The 18,033-nt window shown below is 55.2% G+C and carries 15 protein-coding genes and 1 pseudogene; 14 read left to right on the top strand and 2 right to left on the bottom strand.

What is annotated here, in order from left to right; translation table 11 throughout:
- Positions 1 to 352 precede the first annotated feature (352 nt).
- The 3 genes from F605_RS0102255 (at position 353) to F605_RS10875 (ending at position 4,797) form a co-directional block, all read left to right on the top strand.
- Positions 353 to 1,444, top strand: coding sequence for a 1,4-dihydroxy-2-naphthoyl-CoA synthase (locus F605_RS0102255; RefSeq protein ID WP_022864289.1), 1,092 nt, complete (start codon positions 353 to 355; stop codon positions 1,442 to 1,444).
- A 114-nt stretch (positions 1,445 to 1,558) separates the two neighbouring features.
- Positions 1,559 to 2,641 (top strand): o-succinylbenzoate synthase, encoded by a 1,083-nt coding sequence (locus F605_RS0102250; protein WP_022864288.1) that lies wholly within the window; start codon positions 1,559 to 1,561, stop codon positions 2,639 to 2,641.
- A complete protein-coding gene (locus tag F605_RS10875; RefSeq protein ID WP_022864287.1) occupies positions 2,638 to 4,797 on the top strand; it encodes a thiamine pyrophosphate-binding protein in 2,160 nt (719 codons plus the stop codon). Before F605_RS0102250 ends, F605_RS10875 begins: the two co-directional genes overlap by 4 nt.
- A gap of 190 nt (positions 4,798 to 4,987) precedes the next feature.
- Here F605_RS10875 and F605_RS11245 read toward each other — a convergent pair whose 3' ends face one another.
- Positions 4,988 to 5,941: an InlB B-repeat-containing protein gene (locus F605_RS11245; protein ID WP_022864286.1), complete on the bottom strand. Its 954-nt coding sequence runs from the start codon at positions 5,939 to 5,941 to the stop codon at positions 4,988 to 4,990.
- Positions 5,942 to 6,298: 357 nt separating this feature from the next.
- A complete protein-coding gene (locus tag F605_RS09370) occupies positions 6,299 to 7,705 on the bottom strand; it encodes an isochorismate synthase (protein ID WP_022864285.1) in 1,407 nt (468 codons plus the stop codon).
- 397 nt (positions 7,706 to 8,102) lie between these two features.
- On the opposite strand from F605_RS09370, the gene rpsL reads away from it, so the two are divergent.
- From rpsL to rplB, 11 genes and pseudogenes are all read left to right on the top strand, one after another.
- The gene (gene rpsL, locus F605_RS0102225) at positions 8,103 to 8,477 is read left to right on the top strand and encodes a 30S ribosomal protein S12 (protein WP_022864284.1); all 375 of its coding nucleotides are present in this window, start codon (positions 8,103 to 8,105) and stop codon (positions 8,475 to 8,477) included.
- A 1-nt stretch (position 8,478) separates the two neighbouring features.
- Complete coding sequence (gene rpsG / locus F605_RS0102220; RefSeq protein WP_022864283.1) at positions 8,479 to 8,949, top strand: 30S ribosomal protein S7; 471 nt, start codon at positions 8,479 to 8,481, stop codon at positions 8,947 to 8,949.
- Between the two features lie 21 nt (positions 8,950 to 8,970).
- Positions 8,971 to 11,133 (top strand): elongation factor G, encoded by a 2,163-nt coding sequence (gene fusA / locus F605_RS0102215; protein WP_022864282.1) that lies wholly within the window; start codon positions 8,971 to 8,973, stop codon positions 11,131 to 11,133.
- Between the two features lie 128 nt (positions 11,134 to 11,261).
- Entirely contained in the window at positions 11,262 to 12,452 is a 1,191-nt protein-coding gene (gene tuf, locus F605_RS0102210) for an elongation factor Tu (protein ID WP_022864281.1), read from the top strand.
- A gap of 230 nt (positions 12,453 to 12,682) precedes the next feature.
- Positions 12,683 to 13,952 (top strand): annotated as a pseudogene (locus F605_RS09365) (IS30 family transposase).
- A 90-nt stretch (positions 13,953 to 14,042) separates the two neighbouring features.
- Complete coding sequence (locus F605_RS0102200) at positions 14,043 to 14,723, top strand: pilin N-terminal domain-containing protein (RefSeq protein ID WP_156005232.1); 681 nt, start codon at positions 14,043 to 14,045, stop codon at positions 14,721 to 14,723.
- Between the two features lie 507 nt (positions 14,724 to 15,230).
- A complete protein-coding gene (rpsJ, locus tag F605_RS0102195; protein ID WP_022864279.1) occupies positions 15,231 to 15,539 on the top strand; it encodes a 30S ribosomal protein S10 in 309 nt (102 codons plus the stop codon).
- 11 nt (positions 15,540 to 15,550) lie between these two features.
- Positions 15,551 to 16,219, top strand: coding sequence for a 50S ribosomal protein L3 (rplC, locus tag F605_RS0102190; RefSeq protein WP_022864278.1), 669 nt, complete (start codon positions 15,551 to 15,553; stop codon positions 16,217 to 16,219).
- A gap of 2 nt (positions 16,220 to 16,221) precedes the next feature.
- Positions 16,222 to 16,866, top strand: coding sequence for a 50S ribosomal protein L4 (rplD, locus tag F605_RS0102185; RefSeq protein ID WP_022864277.1), 645 nt, complete (start codon positions 16,222 to 16,224; stop codon positions 16,864 to 16,866).
- Between the two features lie 4 nt (positions 16,867 to 16,870).
- Entirely contained in the window at positions 16,871 to 17,176 is a 306-nt protein-coding gene (gene rplW, locus F605_RS0102180) for a 50S ribosomal protein L23 (RefSeq protein ID WP_022864276.1), read from the top strand.
- A gap of 14 nt (positions 17,177 to 17,190) precedes the next feature.
- Positions 17,191 to 18,027, top strand: coding sequence for a 50S ribosomal protein L2 (gene rplB, locus F605_RS0102175; RefSeq protein WP_022864275.1), 837 nt, complete (start codon positions 17,191 to 17,193; stop codon positions 18,025 to 18,027).
- The last annotated feature ends 6 nt before the right edge of the window (positions 18,028 to 18,033 follow it).

Here is an 18,033-nt window from a genome sequence, read left to right as displayed (position 1 = left end):
GTGTCCCTCTCGTGTCTTTTACCGGCCGCGACCCTAGCTTGTCAGCTGAGTATCCGGTGTTTTCGGCAATGAGGTCTTGTCTGTCCTTCGGCATAAATCCGCCCCTGCACACTCAGTGCGTATCTCGCGGGTTTTTCGTACCAGCCGTGACCCTAGCGCGGGGGGAGAAGTTTTATCCGAGCAGGCTAGGCGGGCGTAAAACTCGAAAAATGCCCTTGGGGCTTTTTCGAGTTTTTGGGCAGGAGGAAAAACTTCTTCCCCCGCGCACAGGCCGGGAGGAAAACTTCTTGCCTCGCGTGGTACTGACTTAGGGGGAAACTTGGGAAACGTGCTCACGCGGTAGGGTGGGGGTATGAGCCAGCTTGCATATGTTTCTGACACTTTTGACGCGCAGCGTTGGATTCCAGTTCCCGGCTTTGAAAAGCTAACCGACCTCACCTTTCACCGGGCGGTAGTGAAAGCGGGAAGCCCGGATGCCTCTGCGTCCGCGTCCTCGTCCGAATTGAAAGAGCCAAAAAATCCGTATAAGCCGGGACGGGATCGCTATGAACTAAGCGACTTAGCGGCCACCGAATTAGCCGATCGTGGGAAAAGCGGGCAAAAACTTCCGGTTTTGCGAATTGCCTTTGATCGCCCGCAGGTGCGCAATGCTTTTCGTCCCCATACCGTAGATGAACTGCTAGCTTGCCTGGAATATGCGCGCAGCGGCGCCGATGTAGCGGCGGTAATCCTCACCGGGAACGGTCCGAGCGACCGCGATGGAGGCTACAGCTTTTGCTCCGGCGGTGACCAGCGGATTCGTGACCGGGGTGGGTATCGCTACGAACAAGAAGGCGCTGATCCAGATGCGGAAGTTTCCCAACGCCGCCAAAACCTGGATTTGGCGCGTACTGGACGCTTGCACATTCTGGAAGTCCAGCGTCTGATACGTGCTATGCCGAAACCGGTGATTGCGGCGGTTCCCGGGTGGGCCGCTGGGGGCGGACACTCTCTGGTGGTGGTGTGTGATTTGGCGCTGGCGAGCCAGGAGCATGCGCGCTTCAAACAAACCGATGCCAATGTGGGCTCCTTTGATGCCGGATACGGTTCGGCGCTGCTGGCGCGGCAGGTGGGAGATAAACGCGCGCGGCAAATCTTTTACCTGGCGAACACCTATGATGCTCAGCAAGCGGCAGACTGGGGAGTTATCAACGCGGCCGTTCCGCACCCGCAGCTAGAAACCGTGGCGCTAGAGTGGGCACTTACTGTAGCCCGCAAATCCCCGCAGGCTATCCGGATGCTAAAATATGCGTTTAACCTGGCAGATGATGGTTTGCTGGGGCAACAGTTATTCGCCGGGGAGGCTACTCGCTTGGCCTATAGAACCGATGAGGCCGAGGAGGGGCGGCGCGCCTTCTTGGAGCATCGGGAACCGGATTGGTCAACTTTCCCCTACTACTATTAGGCTTTTCTGGGCAAATAGGCTGACAATAGAAAACGGTAGAAGTTAGCCCGGTCGGTGCCAGGCAAGGGCTATGGGAATCAGTAGCAGGAAATTAGAAACAACAAGGGAAACGTGATGGCAGGAAATATCAGTACCCCGATGCTAGTGGAAGTACCGGAGGCACAAGTTAGTGTCCTCGGTAAACTATTTGAAAACTCTGAGTTTCCCGCGATCGACATTGACCAGGCACTGGTGTATTCCCTGCCGCTCGTGAACCGTTTCCGCCGCATAATTGTGCGCGAGGGCGTGTTGCTGCGTTCCGGGAACCGTTGGGGAGAGTTCGCTCCCTTCTGGGATTATGGCCCGCACGAATCGAAACGGTGGCTATGGTCAGCCGTCAACGCCCTCACCGAGCCAGCACCTCAGATAGTTCGGGGCAGCGTACCGGTGAACGTGACCGTGCCGGTGGTATCGTCCAAACGCGCCGCGGAAATTGTGGAGCAAAGCGGAGGCTGCCGGACTGCGAAAGTTAAAGTTGCTGATCGCGGCACTGAACTTGCCGATGATGTAGAACGGATAAAAGCCGTGCGCGCCGCCCTCGAAAAACAGTTTGGGCAGGATTATCGGATTCGCGTCGATGCTAATGGGGTATGGAGCCTGGCAGAAGCCAAAGCCGCGATTGCTGCCCTAAATGAGGCTGCGGGGGGACTGGAATATGTGGAACAGCCCTGCAAGAGCGCGGAAGATCTTCTAGAGCTACGCGCCACGACCTCGGTGCCGATCGCGGTTGACGAACTGATTCGCCGCTCCCCAGATCCGCTATCTGACCTGCCCGATGGCTGTGCGGATGTAATGATTGTGAAAATCCAGCCCCTGGGGGGAGTATCGACGGTTATCGATTTGGCGAAGAAAGCCAAGCAACGCGGCCTGGAAGTGGTGGTTTCTTCCGCAGTTGATAGTGCGGTAGGTATCGGACTAGGGGTACGCGCCGCCGCCGCGATGGCACAGCTTCCGCATGCCTGCGGCCTGGCCACCAGCCAGTTGCTTAAATCTGATGTTTCTCGTCAACCCTGGCAGGTACGGGACGGTCAACTAGCAGTGCGAGAAGTAGAAGTAAACACTGATTTAATCTGCGCTCCCAGCAACGATGATCACCGCGACCTGGTTAACCGTTGGAGTCAGCGGATGCGAGACGTGGCGGAGGTAGCTAGTCGGTGAGCGACGTTTCTTGCTCCTTAAGTGCCTCCCACGACAAGCAAAATATGGAAGGGGCAGGAGAAAATCTGGATGATGCGACTGCCTTTGCGCGGCTAGCGGTCAGCGAGCTAGTGCGCGCGGGAGTGCGCGATTTCGTGATTTGTCCCGGCTCTCGCTGTGCGCCTCTCACCTATGCTTTGGCGGCGTTAGCACAGGCAGGGATAGTGCGTACCCATGTGCGCTTGGATGAACGTTCTGCAGCGTTCTTTGCTTTAGGGCTGGCAAAATCCGGTATTTATAAGGGCGAGGAAGCGGCCTACACTCCGGTAGCGTTGGTAGTGACTTCGGGTACGGCAGTCGCGGAGTTACATGCCGGATTATTGGAGGCTTTCCACTGCGGCATCCCGCTGATTGCGTTGACCGCTGATCGTCCTCGCGCTGCCCGCGGCACCGGGGCGAACCAAACTACCTGGCAGGAAGGGTTTTTTGGGACTGCCTGCCCAGTAGCGCTAGATATTGACGCCAGCGAGGACGACCTATCAGCTACCAAAGACCGCCTGGGGGCGGCGCTAGCGCAGGCTGGGGGACAGGGAGAGAGCCGACGCGGGCAGCGCTACCCGCTACATATTAATTTGGGGTTTGCGCCGCCCTTGGTGACTTCCAATACCTGGCAGATTCCTGCTGAGCTGCTAGCTCACCCCTCTGATAAGGACATCTCCGCGCCCTCTTCACTAGTATCCTTGACAACGTCGCTAACGGCTGATGGCGCCGAAACAACGCCCCGAAAAAACGCAAAAACCCTGGTAGTTTTGGCCGATCAGTGTCCCCCGCAGGTGGCGCAGGCAGCACAAAGTTGGGGACTCCCGGTGTTGGCGGAACCAACCGTTACCCTGAAACCGGGCAACGTGGTGCAGATCGCGCACACTCCACAGGTGCTTCCCGCCCTCGCTGCTGAAATCGAGCAGATTATTATAGCTGGACACGCCACTTTGTCTCGTCCTATAAGTGCCTTGCTTTCCCGGGGCGATATTCCCATCTATTGCCTGCCTAGCTTGGGAGCGAAAACTAATCTCACCGGTAAATATGTTCCTACCACTACCGCGCAGGTGGATACAGTTTTCCCTGCGGCTGCTAGCCCTGCCTGGTTGGCGCGGTGGCGCGAGGTAGCGCAAGGGGTGGAACGTGCCTATCGCCGGGGGGTGGATCGGCGGGCAGTGACCGTGTGGCAAAACGCTAACTATGCGGCGTTTGATCCTCGTGATCTTTCGCAGGTAGCAACGGAGAGGGCGACTGCGCCTTCGGGAAACCTAAAAAATCATGTTTTTGCGACCTCTAGTGAAGAGGGACAGGGCGCGAGTGAAGCTGCTCACCGCCTCCGGATGCCCACGTCCGAAGGAGCCCCGGAACTTAGCGATAACCTGCGGGAATTAGAAATGGGGATCGATCCTTTCGCTCTCGCCCGTATTTACGAGGACGTCTATGAAGCCTGGATTAATCGTGACCCCGATTCGACTAGGAACAGTGACCCATCGGCGAGTAAGCCCCTCAGCAGTGCGGATAGCGTCAGGGATGCGGATGGCGCGGGGAGCGTGCTGGCGCAACCTGACGGTAAGAAGGTGACCGCCGCTGGTGCCCCTCCGCTGACTATGCTTGGTGCCTCTAATACCATTCGCGCTTTCGATTTGGCGGCGCGCGGAGATCGGGGGATTCGCTATTGCGCGAACCGTGGTCTGGCGGGCATTGATGGAAATATTGCTACTGCTTTGGGGTTAGCTGCCGGAACTGGGCGTGCAGTCCGGCTGATTGCCGGCGATTTGACCTGCCTGCATGATTTGACCGGCTTGCTCACCGGGCAATTGGAGGACACGCCTACCGTACAGGTAATGGTGCTCAACGATGGGGGAGGACGTATTTTCGCTACCCTAGAGCACGGTGAACTGGCGAACCCGGAAGTCTTCGAACGCTATTTCTTAACGCCGCAGCGTTTCGACCTGTCTGCCCTGGCCGCCGGCCTCGGTTGGGACTACCGCTGCGCTCAGGACATAGAAGAACTGAAAACAATTCTTTGTGAGAAACCGCGCCGGGAAATCGTAGAAATTAATGCTTATCTACCAGATTTGCGTGCTCGCCGCGCCGCCTTAGAATCTGAAATTCGGCGGGAGCTAGCTGCCCTCTAGTTAGGTTTTGCGTTTAGAGGGCGTGTGTCTGGGGGGGGGGTAGTCACTTCGTGACCGACAGCAGGGTTGGTTGTTCTCTTTGAGAACTGAGACTCCTGCCTCGGTAGGGCAAGAAAAAATTTTGGGCAGCCAGAAAAATCTGGCTGCCCAAAATTCTTGAGAAGTTTTCCGGTATAAACCCGAGTTTTCCTTAAAGGATTGCTTTCTTACGGCGAGAGGCAATCAGTACCGCACCCGCGGCGGTCATCGCAATAGACATCGGGATTGCCAATAGGGAGTGGCTACCAGTAACTGGGGTTTTAGCCTCCCCCTGGGGGATCTTCTTGGCAGCTTTTACAGCTTTGGAACCGGTAGCTACCGAGGCAGTGCCCCTATTAGTGGCAGAAGGCTTTGGCTTAGGTGCCGGATTGGGTGCCGGTGCCGGCTGATTTTCGGAATCACCAGGTTGTGCAGGCTGCGGATTTTCGGGGGCTGCGTTTTCATCTTCAGTCCACTTCGCGTAAACGGTGATGTTCTGACCTAAAGCTACTTCGTCCATTTTTTGAGTAAGCGCTGCATCAGCATACCAACCTGCAAATTTGAAACCCTTTTTGGTGGGCAGATAATCAGCTAGGTCAATAACCGTGTTTTCGGGTTCGGTGACGGGATTAATATTGCTGCCGCCATTGGTGTTGAAGGTAAGCGTATGGTTTTGGGGAATGCGCTTCAGCTCGAATATAGCTAGCTTATGTGCAGCATCATATTCAACCGCTTTTTCGCCGGTTTCCAGTTCAATCTGCTCTTTTGTCAGGCCATCGAAATCATAACCGGTGGTGGCGCTAAAGCCGATTTTGATGCGATACTTAAATTCGGGGGCAAAGGTCCCGGTAGCATCTTTCCAAGCATCTGCATTCCGGTCAGCCTGTAAAAACTTTTTGGACTGAACCGTTACATTCTCGGTGGAAGTTCCAACCTGAACTCCGTTGGGGGATTGACCAAACTCGTAATTAAGTACGCTGAATTTCAGCGCAGTGATGTGTTTAGACCCTGCAGGATCCTGAGCCCAAGCATTTGCAGCGGAACCCGCAAAGAATAGTGTTGTCATTGCAAAAAGTGTTGCCACTATCAACGCCAGCAAGCGGATGGACCGTTTGTTTTCGTTCATTTATTTTCCCTTCGATTGGTTAGTGGAAATTTCTGGGGTAACCCTTTTTATTAGGACAAAGTTATACAGTAGAAAAATATGCTGTAAAATTTTTTATTTCTGCCTAAAATAACTGCTTACACTGTTGTGAACTGCTTATATAGGGAAATTTCTTTCAGAGAGGTGGTGAAAATATCCTCAAAAAATTTTTCTTTGAAAAACAAATTGGCCCATAGGTCCTATAAGATATTCCAATACAATTAATTTAGCTTTAATCAAGAAAATTGATGGCACTGCAAACGTTGCTTGCGGTAGTAGGGGGAAACTTATCTTTGTTATTCCTGGAATAGTTAGCGGTACTTGTTATACAAACTCGGTTTACGCCTGGAGGGCGCGGAGCAGCGGCGACATTTTGGTTTCAGTTTCGGCCAGTTCGCGCTGGGGATCAGAATCTCCCATAATCCCTGCCCCCGCGATCAGGCGATAAATGTCTGCGCGCTCCGGGTCACGCTCGGCGCAGCGCAGGGCAATCGCCCATTCACCCTCGCCACCGGCGTCCATCCAGCCGATTGGGGCGGCATAACGGCGCCTATCCATAGCCTCTAGGGCCGCCAGGCGCTGGGCCGCTACCTTCCGGGGCTTTCCACAAACCGCGGCCGTGGGATGGAGCGCCGCTGCCGCCCGCAAAGAAGTAACCGCCTGTTCCGCCAGGTTTTCAGCGGTAATATCGGTTGCCAAATGGGTAACATACCCCAGGTGCAGCAGATGCGGGGCAGGTATCTCTAAATCTAAGTTCAATTCAGTTAGCGACTCCTGGGCGCTTTGCACTGCCAAGCGGTGCTCGAGCTGCTCTTTCGGATCGCTTAGTAAGCGTTGTTCCTGGGAAGGAACAGCCGAGCCGGCGAGGACGCGGCACAGCAGCCTCCCTTCGCTGACGCTAGCCAGCATTTCGGGGCTGGCTCCTACCAGGTCACCAATCGCATAAGTCCAGCAAGTGGGGTATTTGTCTGCCAAGTATTTGGTGACTCTCGCCAAGGAAACCTCGCGGTCAAAGCGTAGTTCTTTATCGCGGGCGAGCACGATTTTGTCTGCGCGTCCGGCGCGGATTTCTGCTGCCGCGCGCGCCACTGCAGCCTTCCAGGCATCTGGCTGTAAATGTGGGTGTGCTTCGCTTACTATCTGTGCCGGGCTGGCGGGAGATAGCGGGGATTCCTCAGCGATGAAGCTGGCTGCAGGTTGCGCCGTTTCTCCGGAATTTCGCCGCCGTCCTCGGAAATCTGCTTGCCCCGCCTGCCAACGAGCCTGCCAGAGCCAGGTGTTAGCGCCACTGGAAACTACTGCTAAAGCCGGAACTAATAGCAAGGAGGGGGTGGAGGAGGTAAACCCGAAACTACCCAAAACCAGTGGCCAGTTGATTTTTTCTGCTTCTGAACAGCAGTTTTTCTCCGCTGCTGCCTGCCGTAGTTTGGCAGCTATCCCAGATTTTTCATCCTCGCCACCGGAAATAACCTGAGCATGTTCGCATAAATCCTGCCACGCTTCCTCGGCCTTCGTAAAGCTGTTTTCCCCGCTAAAGTGGGCCTGCCAAGCTACACCTAAACCCGCTAACTTAAGCCGCTCCCCGCTCCAAACCGTAAGGGTGCTGCGGCTAGCTGCGGCGGGCGAAAGCAAATGTTGGTTATGTTTTAAAAATGCTATTACCTGCTTAAAGTCGCAATTATCACCGCTTAGTCGGCACAGGCGGTATTGCAAAACTCCGCTCGCGGGCAGGCTAGAGGAACACACGATTCCCCATAATAAGCCAGGAAGCAAGCGGACACTAACCTCCCTGGAATATCGGCAAAGGATCTCGGAATCCTAGCTTTACTCATGGAATCAGTCACAAAAGCGCTTTTATTTGCTAATCCGGTTTGACCAGCAATAGGGGGGCTGACTAATTTTAATCATGGTGCCCGCGATACCGGGCCCCGAACTAGTCAGATTTTCTGGCACGGGCTCTTCTCCGTTGAGCTCCGGACGTTAAGGGTAAGTCAGTTAGGCGCGATCCGCTGACCACCTAGGCAAGCATCCTGTGCAGCCTTAACCTGGCGGGCCGGCCCCGGCGGTGTAGTATGCCCGTTTCTGGGGTCGATATTTCGGTACCGCGTGGCAAGTGTTTCGACATTAAGTAACAGGAGAAGTAGTGCCTACCATCCAACAGTTGGTCCGCAAAGGACGCTCAACTAAGAAGGCGAAGAGTAAAACTCGCGCGCTAAAGGGCTCGCCCCAGCGCCGCGGCGTTTGCACTCGTGTGTACACCACCACCCCGAAGAAGCCGAACTCGGCATTGCGGAAAGTGGCGCGTGTGCGTCTGTCCAGCGGCATTGAAGTGACCGCTTACATCCCCGGCGAGGGACATAATCTGCAAGAACACTCCATTGTGCTGGTGCGCGGTGGACGTGTAAAGGACCTGCCCGGTGTGCGTTTCCACATCGTGCGCGGCGCGCTGGACACCCAGGGTGTGCGTGACCGTGGCCAGGGCCGGTCGAAGTACGGCGCGAAGAAGGAGAAGAAGTAGTATGCCTCGTAAAGGTCCAGCTCCCAAGCGCCCTTTGGCGGTTGATCCGGTTTACAACTCGACCATCGTCACCCAGTTGGTCAATCGGGTGCTGCTAGACGGCAAAAAATCTTTGGCGGAACGCATCGTCTACGGCGCGCTCGAGGGCGTGCGTGAGCGTACCGAGCAGGAACCAGTAAGCGTTCTAAAACGCGCTCTGGAAAATGTTCGCCCCGCTCTAGAGGTACGTTCTCGCCGCGTTGGCGGCGCCACCTACCAGGTTCCGGTGGAAGTACGCCCGGCGCGCGCCACCACTTTGGCGCTGCGTTGGTTGGTTGACTTTTCGCGGCAGCGTCGTGAAAAGACCATGACCGAACGCCTCATGAACGAAATTTTGGATGCTTCCAACGGCCTGGGTGCTGCGGTGAAGCGTCGTGAAGATATGCACAAGATGGCGGAGTCCAACAAGGCTTTTGCCCACTACCGCTGGTAACTCTAACCGGAAGGAACAATTGTGGCATTAGAAGTGCTTGCTGACCTATCTAAGGTTCGCAACATCGGCATCATGGCTCACATTGATGCTGGTAAAACCACTGTAACCGAACGCATCCTGTACTACACGGGCATCAACTACAAGATTGGGGAAACCCACGATGGTGCCGGCACTATGGACTGGATGGAACAGGAGAAGGAACGCGGAATCACCATTACCTCCGCGGCAACTACCTGTTTTTGGCATGGTCAACAGATCAACATTATTGATACCCCTGGTCACGTTGACTTCACCGTCGAGGTAGAGCGCTCGCTGCGCGTCCTGGACGGAGCCGTAGCAGTATTCGATGGTAAAGAGGGCGTAGAACCCCAGTCTGAAACCGTATGGCGTCAGGCTGACAAGTATGACGTTCCCCGTATTTGCTTCGTCAACAAGATGGACAAGCTGGGTGCTGATTTCTACTACTCGGTAAAAACCATCGAGGATCGCCTGCACGCTAAGCCGGTAGTCATGGTACTGCCGATTGGCGCCGAGTCCGAGTTCAAAGGAATCGTTGACCTGCTGGAAATGCGGGCGGTCTATTTCCCGGAAACTTTCAGCGAAGAGCAGGCCGCAGCCGCCAATAAGAAGGGCGCGAAAGTATCCAAGGGAGACCCCACTTTGGGTGCGGTTCTCGAATATGGGGAAATCCCCGCTGATCTGAAAGATCGCGCTGAAGAATACCGCGAGAAACTGATTGACGCGGCGGCCGAAGCCAATGACGAATTGATGGAGGCTTACCTGGAAAACGGTGAGCTCACCAACGAGCAGATCATCGCCGGTATCCGGGAACTCACTTTGAAGAGCGAAATCTACCCGGTGTTTGCGGGCAGCGCGTTCAAGAACAAGGGCGTACAGCCGGTTCTAGATGGGGTTTTGCGTTACCTGCCTTCCCCGCTGGATGTACCGCCGCTGGAAGGACACAGCCCCAATAACGAGGAAGAAGAAATTCTTTGTCCTCCCGACGAGAACGCTCCTTTGGCGGCGCTGGCATTTAAGATTGCCGCGCACCCGTTCTATGGCAAACTGACCTACGTCCGGATTTACTCTGGGCACATTAAGGCCGGGTCGCCGCTATTTAACGCCACTAAAGGGCGCCGCGAGCGGGTGGGCAAGATTTTCCAGATGCACTCCAATAAGGAAAATCCGATTGAAGTCGCGCATGCTGGAAACATTTACGCGTTTGTGGGACTCAAAGATACCACCACTGGCGACACCTTGTGTGAGAACGATCATCCGGTAGTTCTGGAATCGATGAACTTCCCGGATCCGGTTATTCACGTGGCTATTGAGCCCAAGACCAAGGCTGACCAGGAAAAGCTGGGCATCGCGATTCAGCGCCTGGCGGAAGAAGACCCGACCTTCACCGTGCGTCTAGATGACGAGACCGGCCAGACCGTGATCGGCGGTATGGGCGAGCTGCACCTGGACGTACTGGTAGACCGGATGAAACGCGAATTCCACGTGGAAGCAAACGTGGGTGCACCGATGGTTGCCTACCGCGAAACCATCCGCAAGACGGTCGAGGATGTGGAGTACACCCACAAGAAACAGACCGGTGGTTCTGGCCAGTTCGCAAAGGTACTGGTCACCTTCGAACCGCTCCCCACGGATGCGGAAGAACCATACGAGTTTGTAAACAAGATTACCGGCGGACGTATTCCTCGCGAATACATTCCTTCGGTAGACCAGGGCATTCGCGAAGCCATGGAGGGTGGCGTCTTGGCTGGTTACCCGCTAACCGGTATTAAGGCGACCTTGACGGATGGTGCTTACCATGACGTTGACTCTTCGGAAATGGCATTCAAGATTGCCGGTAACATGGTTTTGAGGGAGGGCGCTCGCCGCGCTAAGCCCGTTCTGCTGGAACCGATTATGGCCGTTGAGGTCCGGACCCCAGAAGAATACATGGGTGACGTGATGGGCGATCTTTCCTCTCGCCGCGGATTTATTCAGTCCATGGACGATGTCAATGGAGTGAAGGAAGTCCGGGCAAAGGTTCCGCTGTCGGAAATGTTTGGGTATGTGGGCGACTTGCGTTCAAAGACGCAGGGTCGTGCCGTTTACACGATGCAGTTTGACAGCTACGATGAGGTCCCCCGCTCAGTTGCTGAGGAAATCATTGCTAAGACCCGAGGCGAATAGCCCTCGCGGGTACCTTTTAATTTATTAAAAATCACAGAAAAACCCGTAGGAGATCATTCGCGTTGGGTGTTAACCTTTACTTTGACAACCAAGCGATAGATAACTACCCGAGTCCAGGAGGACATTAAGTGGCTAAGGCTAAGTACGAGCGGACTAAACCGCACGTTAACATTGGTACTATTGGGCACGTTGACCACGGCAAGACCACCTTGACCGCGGCTATCACCAAAGTGCTGCACGATACCTATCCGGAACTGAACGATTTCACTCCTTTCGAGGACGTAGACAACGCTCCGGAAGAACGTGAACGCGGGATTACCATTAACGTTTCCCACGTGGAATACCAGACCGAGAAGCGTCACTACGCACACGTAGACGCCCCCGGTCACGCCGACTACATCAAGAACATGATTACCGGCGCTGCACAGATGGACGGCGCGATCCTGGTGGTTGCCGCAACTGACGGCCCCATGGCGCAGACCCGTGAGCACGTACTGCTCGCTCGTCAGGTGGGCGTGCCCGCCATCCTGGTTGCGCTGAACAAGTGCGACATGGTTGACGACGAAGAAATGCTGGAACTGGTTGAGGAAGAATGCCGCGACCTGCTGTCCAGCCAGGACTTCGATGGCGACAACGCTCCGGTAGTCCAGGTATCTGCTTTGAAGGCGCTCGAGGGCGACGAGAAGTGGGTTGGCCAGGTTCAGAAGCTGATGGAAGCGGTTGACGAATACATTCCGGAACCGGTTCGCGATCTGGACAAGCCGTTCTTGATGCCGATTGAGGACGTCTTCACCATTACCGGTCGTGGCACCGTAGTTACCGGTCGTGTGGAACGCGGTAAGCTCCCGCTGAACTCCGAGGTGGAAATCCTGGGTATTCGCGATCCGCAGAAGACCACCGTTACCGGTATCGAGACCTTCCACAAGTCGATGGATCAGGCCGAGGCGGGCGACAACACCGGTCTGCTGCTGCGTGGCACCAAGCGTGAAGACGTGGAGCGTGGCCAGGTAGTAGTAGAGCCCGGCTCGATCACCACTCACACCAAGTTTGAGGGTCAGGTCTACATCTTGAAGAAGGACGAGGGTGGCCGCCACAAGAGCTTCTACTCTGGCTACCGTCCCCAGTTCTACTTCCGTACCACCGACGTTACCGGCGTCATCACCCTGCCCGAGGGCAAGGAAATGGTTATGCCCGGCGACACCACCGAAATCTCGGTGGAGCTCATTCAACCGATCGCTATGGAGGTCGGCCTGGGCTTCGCTATTCGTGAAGGTGGCCGCACCGTTGGTTCCGGTCGTGTAACCAAGATCGATCTGTAAACTAAACTTTTAGTTTAACTCGCGCCCCGAGAGGTAACTCTCGGGGCGCGTTTTTTATCCATTTAACTAATTCGAATATGCTGCGAGTAATCTTAAAAAGAGCTTGACGGGTTAATGGTCTGTAACCAAAAATGTTTTTCAAAGGTATCTCACTCGCCCCTCCTCTTAGGTTCTAGTGGTGGTTGCAACACCGTGTTTGAAAGGATGTTTCAACGGTGTTGTATGAGTATATGGGTGTTGTTTACCCGTCTCGTTCAAAGATGTGTGCTGCTCGGCGTGAGCATTATGTAGAGCTTTTGCGTCAGAGACTGAATTTTACGCAAGCACCAAAGCGGTGGCGTTTCCAAACGTACCGGGAAAGTATGGCGTAATGGACGTACTCGCTCGAGCGGGCGTAACGAAAAGACTAGCGTTGCCTGGTACTGTGCAAAAATGGAGATCCCTGAAAATGTTGAACCGTACTATCTAGGCCTGCAAGAGCACATCATTATCACCGATGGACTTCATACAGGTGAAACTATTCGCGCGATTGCCGCAGAGTTATACAGGGCGCCCTCAATGATCAGCCGCGAGATAAATAAACATCGCCGCCCTCTAACAGGGCACTATCAGCCATATCGCGCTGACCAGCAAGTAGCACAAGCCAGGAAAAGGCCTAAGCCAGCTAAGATTAACCGTAGTGCGCTATTGTTTCAACTGGTGGAGGACGGGTTAAAGAAACACTGGAGCTCGGAGCAAATTAGCAGGTGGCTGAAGAAAAACTATCCTGATAACCCGGCAATGAATATGTGTGTAGAAACCATTTACCAAGCGATCTAGGTTCATGCCCGTGGACAGCTAAAGCTTAAGGTTAAAAAGATGCTGCGTACAGGACAAGCCAGGCGTAAACCACATGAACAACCCCAGCATCGCACACCCCATTTTAAAGACCCTATGACAATGATTGCTGACTGTCCAGCACAGGTGAATGAGCGGATCGTCCCAGGACACTTGGAAGGGGATTTAATATGCGGCGCCGGCAATAAGTCCGCGATTGGCACGTTGGTGGAGCGTACAACCCGGTTCACGATTTTGCTGTATCTTCCTAATCACCATGATGCCGGCAGCGTTCAAGAAGCAATCGTGAAAAAGATGCAAAAACTTCCAAAACTACTACGTAACTCTCTTACCTGGGATCAGCGATCTGAAATGGTGCTGCACCAGAAAATCACTACCTCGCTAGATATGGATGTTTTCTTCTGTGGCCCTTATTCTCCTTGGCAACGAGGCACAAACGAGAACACCAATGGTTTGCTAAGACAGTACTTCCCAAAAGCTACCGACCTGTCCCAGTACCGAGAAGAATATCTTGACGCAGCCGCTGAAGATCTAAACGATCGACCACGCAAGACGTTAGAATACGATAACCCCAGCGCGGATCCTCAAACTGCTTGCCTAAAACCACCAACCGTTGCAACCACCCCTAGAATCCGCCAATCCCCGTCACCGACGCGGAGATGACTACTCATTACCCGCCACGAAAAGCAAGGAGGACACAGTGAACAGCATGCGACGCCAGTTGTAAGCTGCTTGGGGATGCTGGCCGCACTAATGATTGCCTTGGTACCAACCTCGGCGACGGCCTCACCGCAATCGGATCAACCAGCAGTAGTGGGTGATATCACCGGCCTCGACCCGACAAGTTTCAATCCGACGCGCCTCGGACAGTTGCATATAACCAAGACTGCCTCCAACCCCTATGACGACCCCAAACCGGGGGCCTTGCCGAACGGTCCGGCAGGGGGACAGGTGATTCAGATTAACCGGGTCAAAGGGGTAGATTTGCCTACCGCAGATTGGACACAGTTGCAAAAGATGACGGTAAAGCAGGCCGAAGCCAAAGGCTTAGAACCGGCAATGACCATGACTACCGATGACGCAGGCAACGTTACCTTCACTAACCTGCCGGTGGGGCTCTACCTGGTGAGTGATCAAAAACCGGCAGACACCACCCATAAATATGGTCGCATCAAGCCGTTCCTGATTACTATGCCCTCCGGCAATCCTGACCTGCACGTATGGACTTTCAATATTTCGGTTGCGCCCAAGATGATGGCGGAGCAAACTCCGGCGCCATCGACACCGCCTCCCGCCAACCCGCACATGCCGAAAACCGGTGTCTACGTGGTGCCATTCCTGATTGCAGCAGGCGTGCTCTTTAGCACCGGCATCGTGGTGGCAGCCGCGCGGCGCCGTCGCCAAGACGAAGAAACTCCCGCCGCCGTTAAATAATTCCGTCGTAACATAAAAAACTCCATCCCCCGCGCGGTATCCAAGCCCGCGCGGGGGATTACTATGCGCCGTGCCTCCTGCGAATTACACGCGCGGGAGGAAAAACCTAGTTTCCGCGCAGGAGGTTAGGAAAAACAACCCTTGCGCGGCAGAAAATGAATGCCGCGACACGCCCGGATGCGGGGACGTGGGGTCATTCACATGAGTGCAGCTTGAAAGGGTTCTGGCGAGCGCGTTAAAGTAGTTTACTGGCTCTAGTTGGAAGGTGCGCTTTGCGTACCCGCTCTCCTAGCGCCCGGCAGCAAGAAAGCAGGAATCGATTCGTGCCTGGTGAAACAGTTCGCCAGGGATCACGCAGATCACCTCCCTAAAGTTTTTAGGGATCCTTGCGCTTGCAACCGGCTAAGTTCGCTCCTGCGTGCTTAGCGCAAGCAAGGGAGGAAATCCCCTGGCAGGCCCGGGATAAACACCGGGGAAACATCTACGGAAGAAGAAGAGGTAGACGGAATGGCGGGACAGAAAATCCGCATCCGGCTGAAGTCGTATGACCACCAGGTCATTGACTCGTCCGCGAAAAAGATCGTGGAAACGGTCCAGCGCGCGGGCGCCACAGTGGTAGGCCCAGTACCTTTGCCGACCGAAAAGAACACGTTCACCGTGATTCGGTCGCCACACAAGTACAAGGACAGTCGCGAGCAGTTTGAAATGCGTACGCACAAACGGCTCATCGATATTGTCGACCCGACGCCTAAGGCAGTCGATTCGCTAATGCGTCTCGATTTGCCCGCTGACGTAAACATCGAGATCAAACTCTAAGGAAAATAATTATGACCACGCAGACCCAGCCGGCTGCCGCAGTACCCACTCGGGCACTTCTCGGCCGCAAGCTAGGCATGACGCAGGTTTGGGATGAGGACGGAAAAGTCATTCCCATCACCGTCGTGCAGGTCGACAAGAACGTGGTGACGCAGGTTCGCGACCAAGAAACCGATGGCTACACCGCCATTCAAATCGGTTTCGGCCAGATTGACCAGCGCAAAGTCACCAAGCCCCTTGCCGGCCATTTTAATAAAGCAGGCGTCAGCCCCCGTCGTCACCTGGTAGAGGTGCGTACCGGCGGAGATGACGAATTTACTCTTGGCCAGGAACTGGCTGCCGACATTTTTGAAGTCGGCCAGAAAGTGGATGTTACCGGAAAGACCAAAGGTAAAGGCTTCGCCGGGGTTATGAAGCGCCACGGCTTTGCCGGCGTTTCCGCCTCCCATGGTGCTCACCGTAACCACCGCAAACCTGGTTCTATCGGCGCTTGCGCGACCCCCGGACGCGTATTTAAAGGCCTACGTATGGCCGGACGCATGGGTGGGGATCGCCGCACCATCCAAAATCTTAAAGTTCAGGCAGTCGATGCTGAAAAAGGCATTGTCTTGGTTACCGGTGCTATTCCCGGCCCCAAGGGCGGCATTGTCCTGATTCGTAGTGCAGTGAAAGGTGCGTAACTATGACTAATCTTTCGCTAAACGTAACTGATCCCGCTGGCAAGAAAGTAGGCAGCATTGATCTGCCCGCCAGCATTTTTGATCGGGATCCCAATATTGCTTTGATGCACCAAGTGGTTAACGCCCAGCTCGCGGCGGCTCGTCAGGGTACTCACTCTACGAAGACCCGTGGTCAGGTGCGTGGCGGCGGCAAGAAGCCGTGGCGTCAGAAAGGCACCGGTCGGGCTCGTCAAGGTTCGATTCGCGCGCCCCAGTGGCGTGGCGGCGGGGTAGTACATGGCCCGCACCCGCGCGATTACTCTCAGCGCACCCCCAAGAAGATGAAGGCCGCAGCCCTGGCTTGCGCCCTGTCTGATCGGGTACGCAAGGATCGTATGCATCTCGTGTCCCAGTTGGTTGCCGGGGAAACCCCCTCCACCAAGGCGGGGCGCGAACACATTGAATCCCTGGTAGATCAGCGCTACGTCTTGGTAGTGCTGACCCGCTCGGAAGAAGAACAGGTATTGTCGGTGCGTAACCTGCCGCAGGTACACCTGCTGATGGTTGACCAGCTCAACACCTACGACGTGCTCAATAACGAGGACGTTATCTTCACCGAGGCCGCGATTCGCCAGTTCATCGCCGATAAGACCGGACAGGAGGCGTAAAGCAATGGCACTCGAGGTTACTAAGAACCCGCGGGATATTATTTACCGCCCGATCGTCTCGGAAAAAGCCTATGGCTTAATGGATCAGGGGAAATACACTTTCGAGGTAGACCCCAAAGCCAATAAGACCGAGATTCGGATCGCCATCGAAAAAATCTTCGATGTGAAAGTAAAGAACGTAAACACGATTGCGCGCAAAGGTAAGCGGGTACGCACTCGCACCGGATATGGCAAGCGGAAAGATGGCAAACGCGCCATTATTACCCTCGCCGAAGGCACAATCGATATCTTCAACGAAGCGTCTGCGTAAGGGGTGAACAAGTAATGGGTATTCGTAAATACAAGCCGACTACTCCCGGGCGTCGCTTCGCGTCGGTTTCCGATTTCGCGGAAATCACCCGTGACCATCCGGAGAAGTCTCTGCTGCGTCCTATCCACAAAACCGGTGGACGTAACAACGACGGCCGTATCACTTCCCGCCGGCGCGGCGGGGGACATAAGCGCCGTTACCGTGTGATCGATTTCCGTCGTCACGACAAAGATGGGGTGCCCGCAAAGGTTGCCCACATTGAATATGATCCGAACCGCAGCGCCAATATCGCTCTCCTGCACTATGCAGATGGCGAGAAGCGTTACATCATCGCCCCCAATAAACTGCATCAGGGCGACCGCATCGAACAGGGGCCGGCTGCTGATATTAAGCCCGGCAACTGCTTGCCGCTAACCAACATCCCGTTGGGTACCGTGATTCATGCGGTCGAGATGCGTCCTGGTGGGGGAGCCAAGATCGCGCGCAGCGCCGGAGTTTCCGTGCAGCTAGTGGCGAAAGAAGGCAAATATGCCCAGCTGCGGATGCCCTCCGGGGAAATCCGTAACGTAGAGGCTGCATGCCGCGCCACCATCGGCGAGGTAGGCAACTCTGACCACGGCAATATCACTTGGGGTAAGGCCGGGCGGATGCGCTGGAAGGGACAGCGTCCGAAGGTACGTGGTGTGGTAATGAACCCGGTTGATCACCCGCACGGTGGCGGCGAAGGCCGTACCTCCGGTGGTCGTCACCCGGTTAGCCCCTGGGGCAAACCCGAGGGTCGTACCCGCCGTCCGAATAAAGCCAGCGATCGCCTGATTGTGCGTCGTCGGCGGACCGGCAAGAAGCGTTAGGTAGGA

It is taken from the genome of Varibaculum cambriense DSM 15806 (assembly GCF_000420065.1).
Taxonomy (GTDB): Bacteria; Actinomycetota; Actinomycetes; order Actinomycetales; family Actinomycetaceae; genus Varibaculum; species Varibaculum cambriense.
The sequence above is the reverse complement of the archived record's forward strand: the minus strand, read 5'-3'. Positions and strand labels throughout refer to the sequence as shown.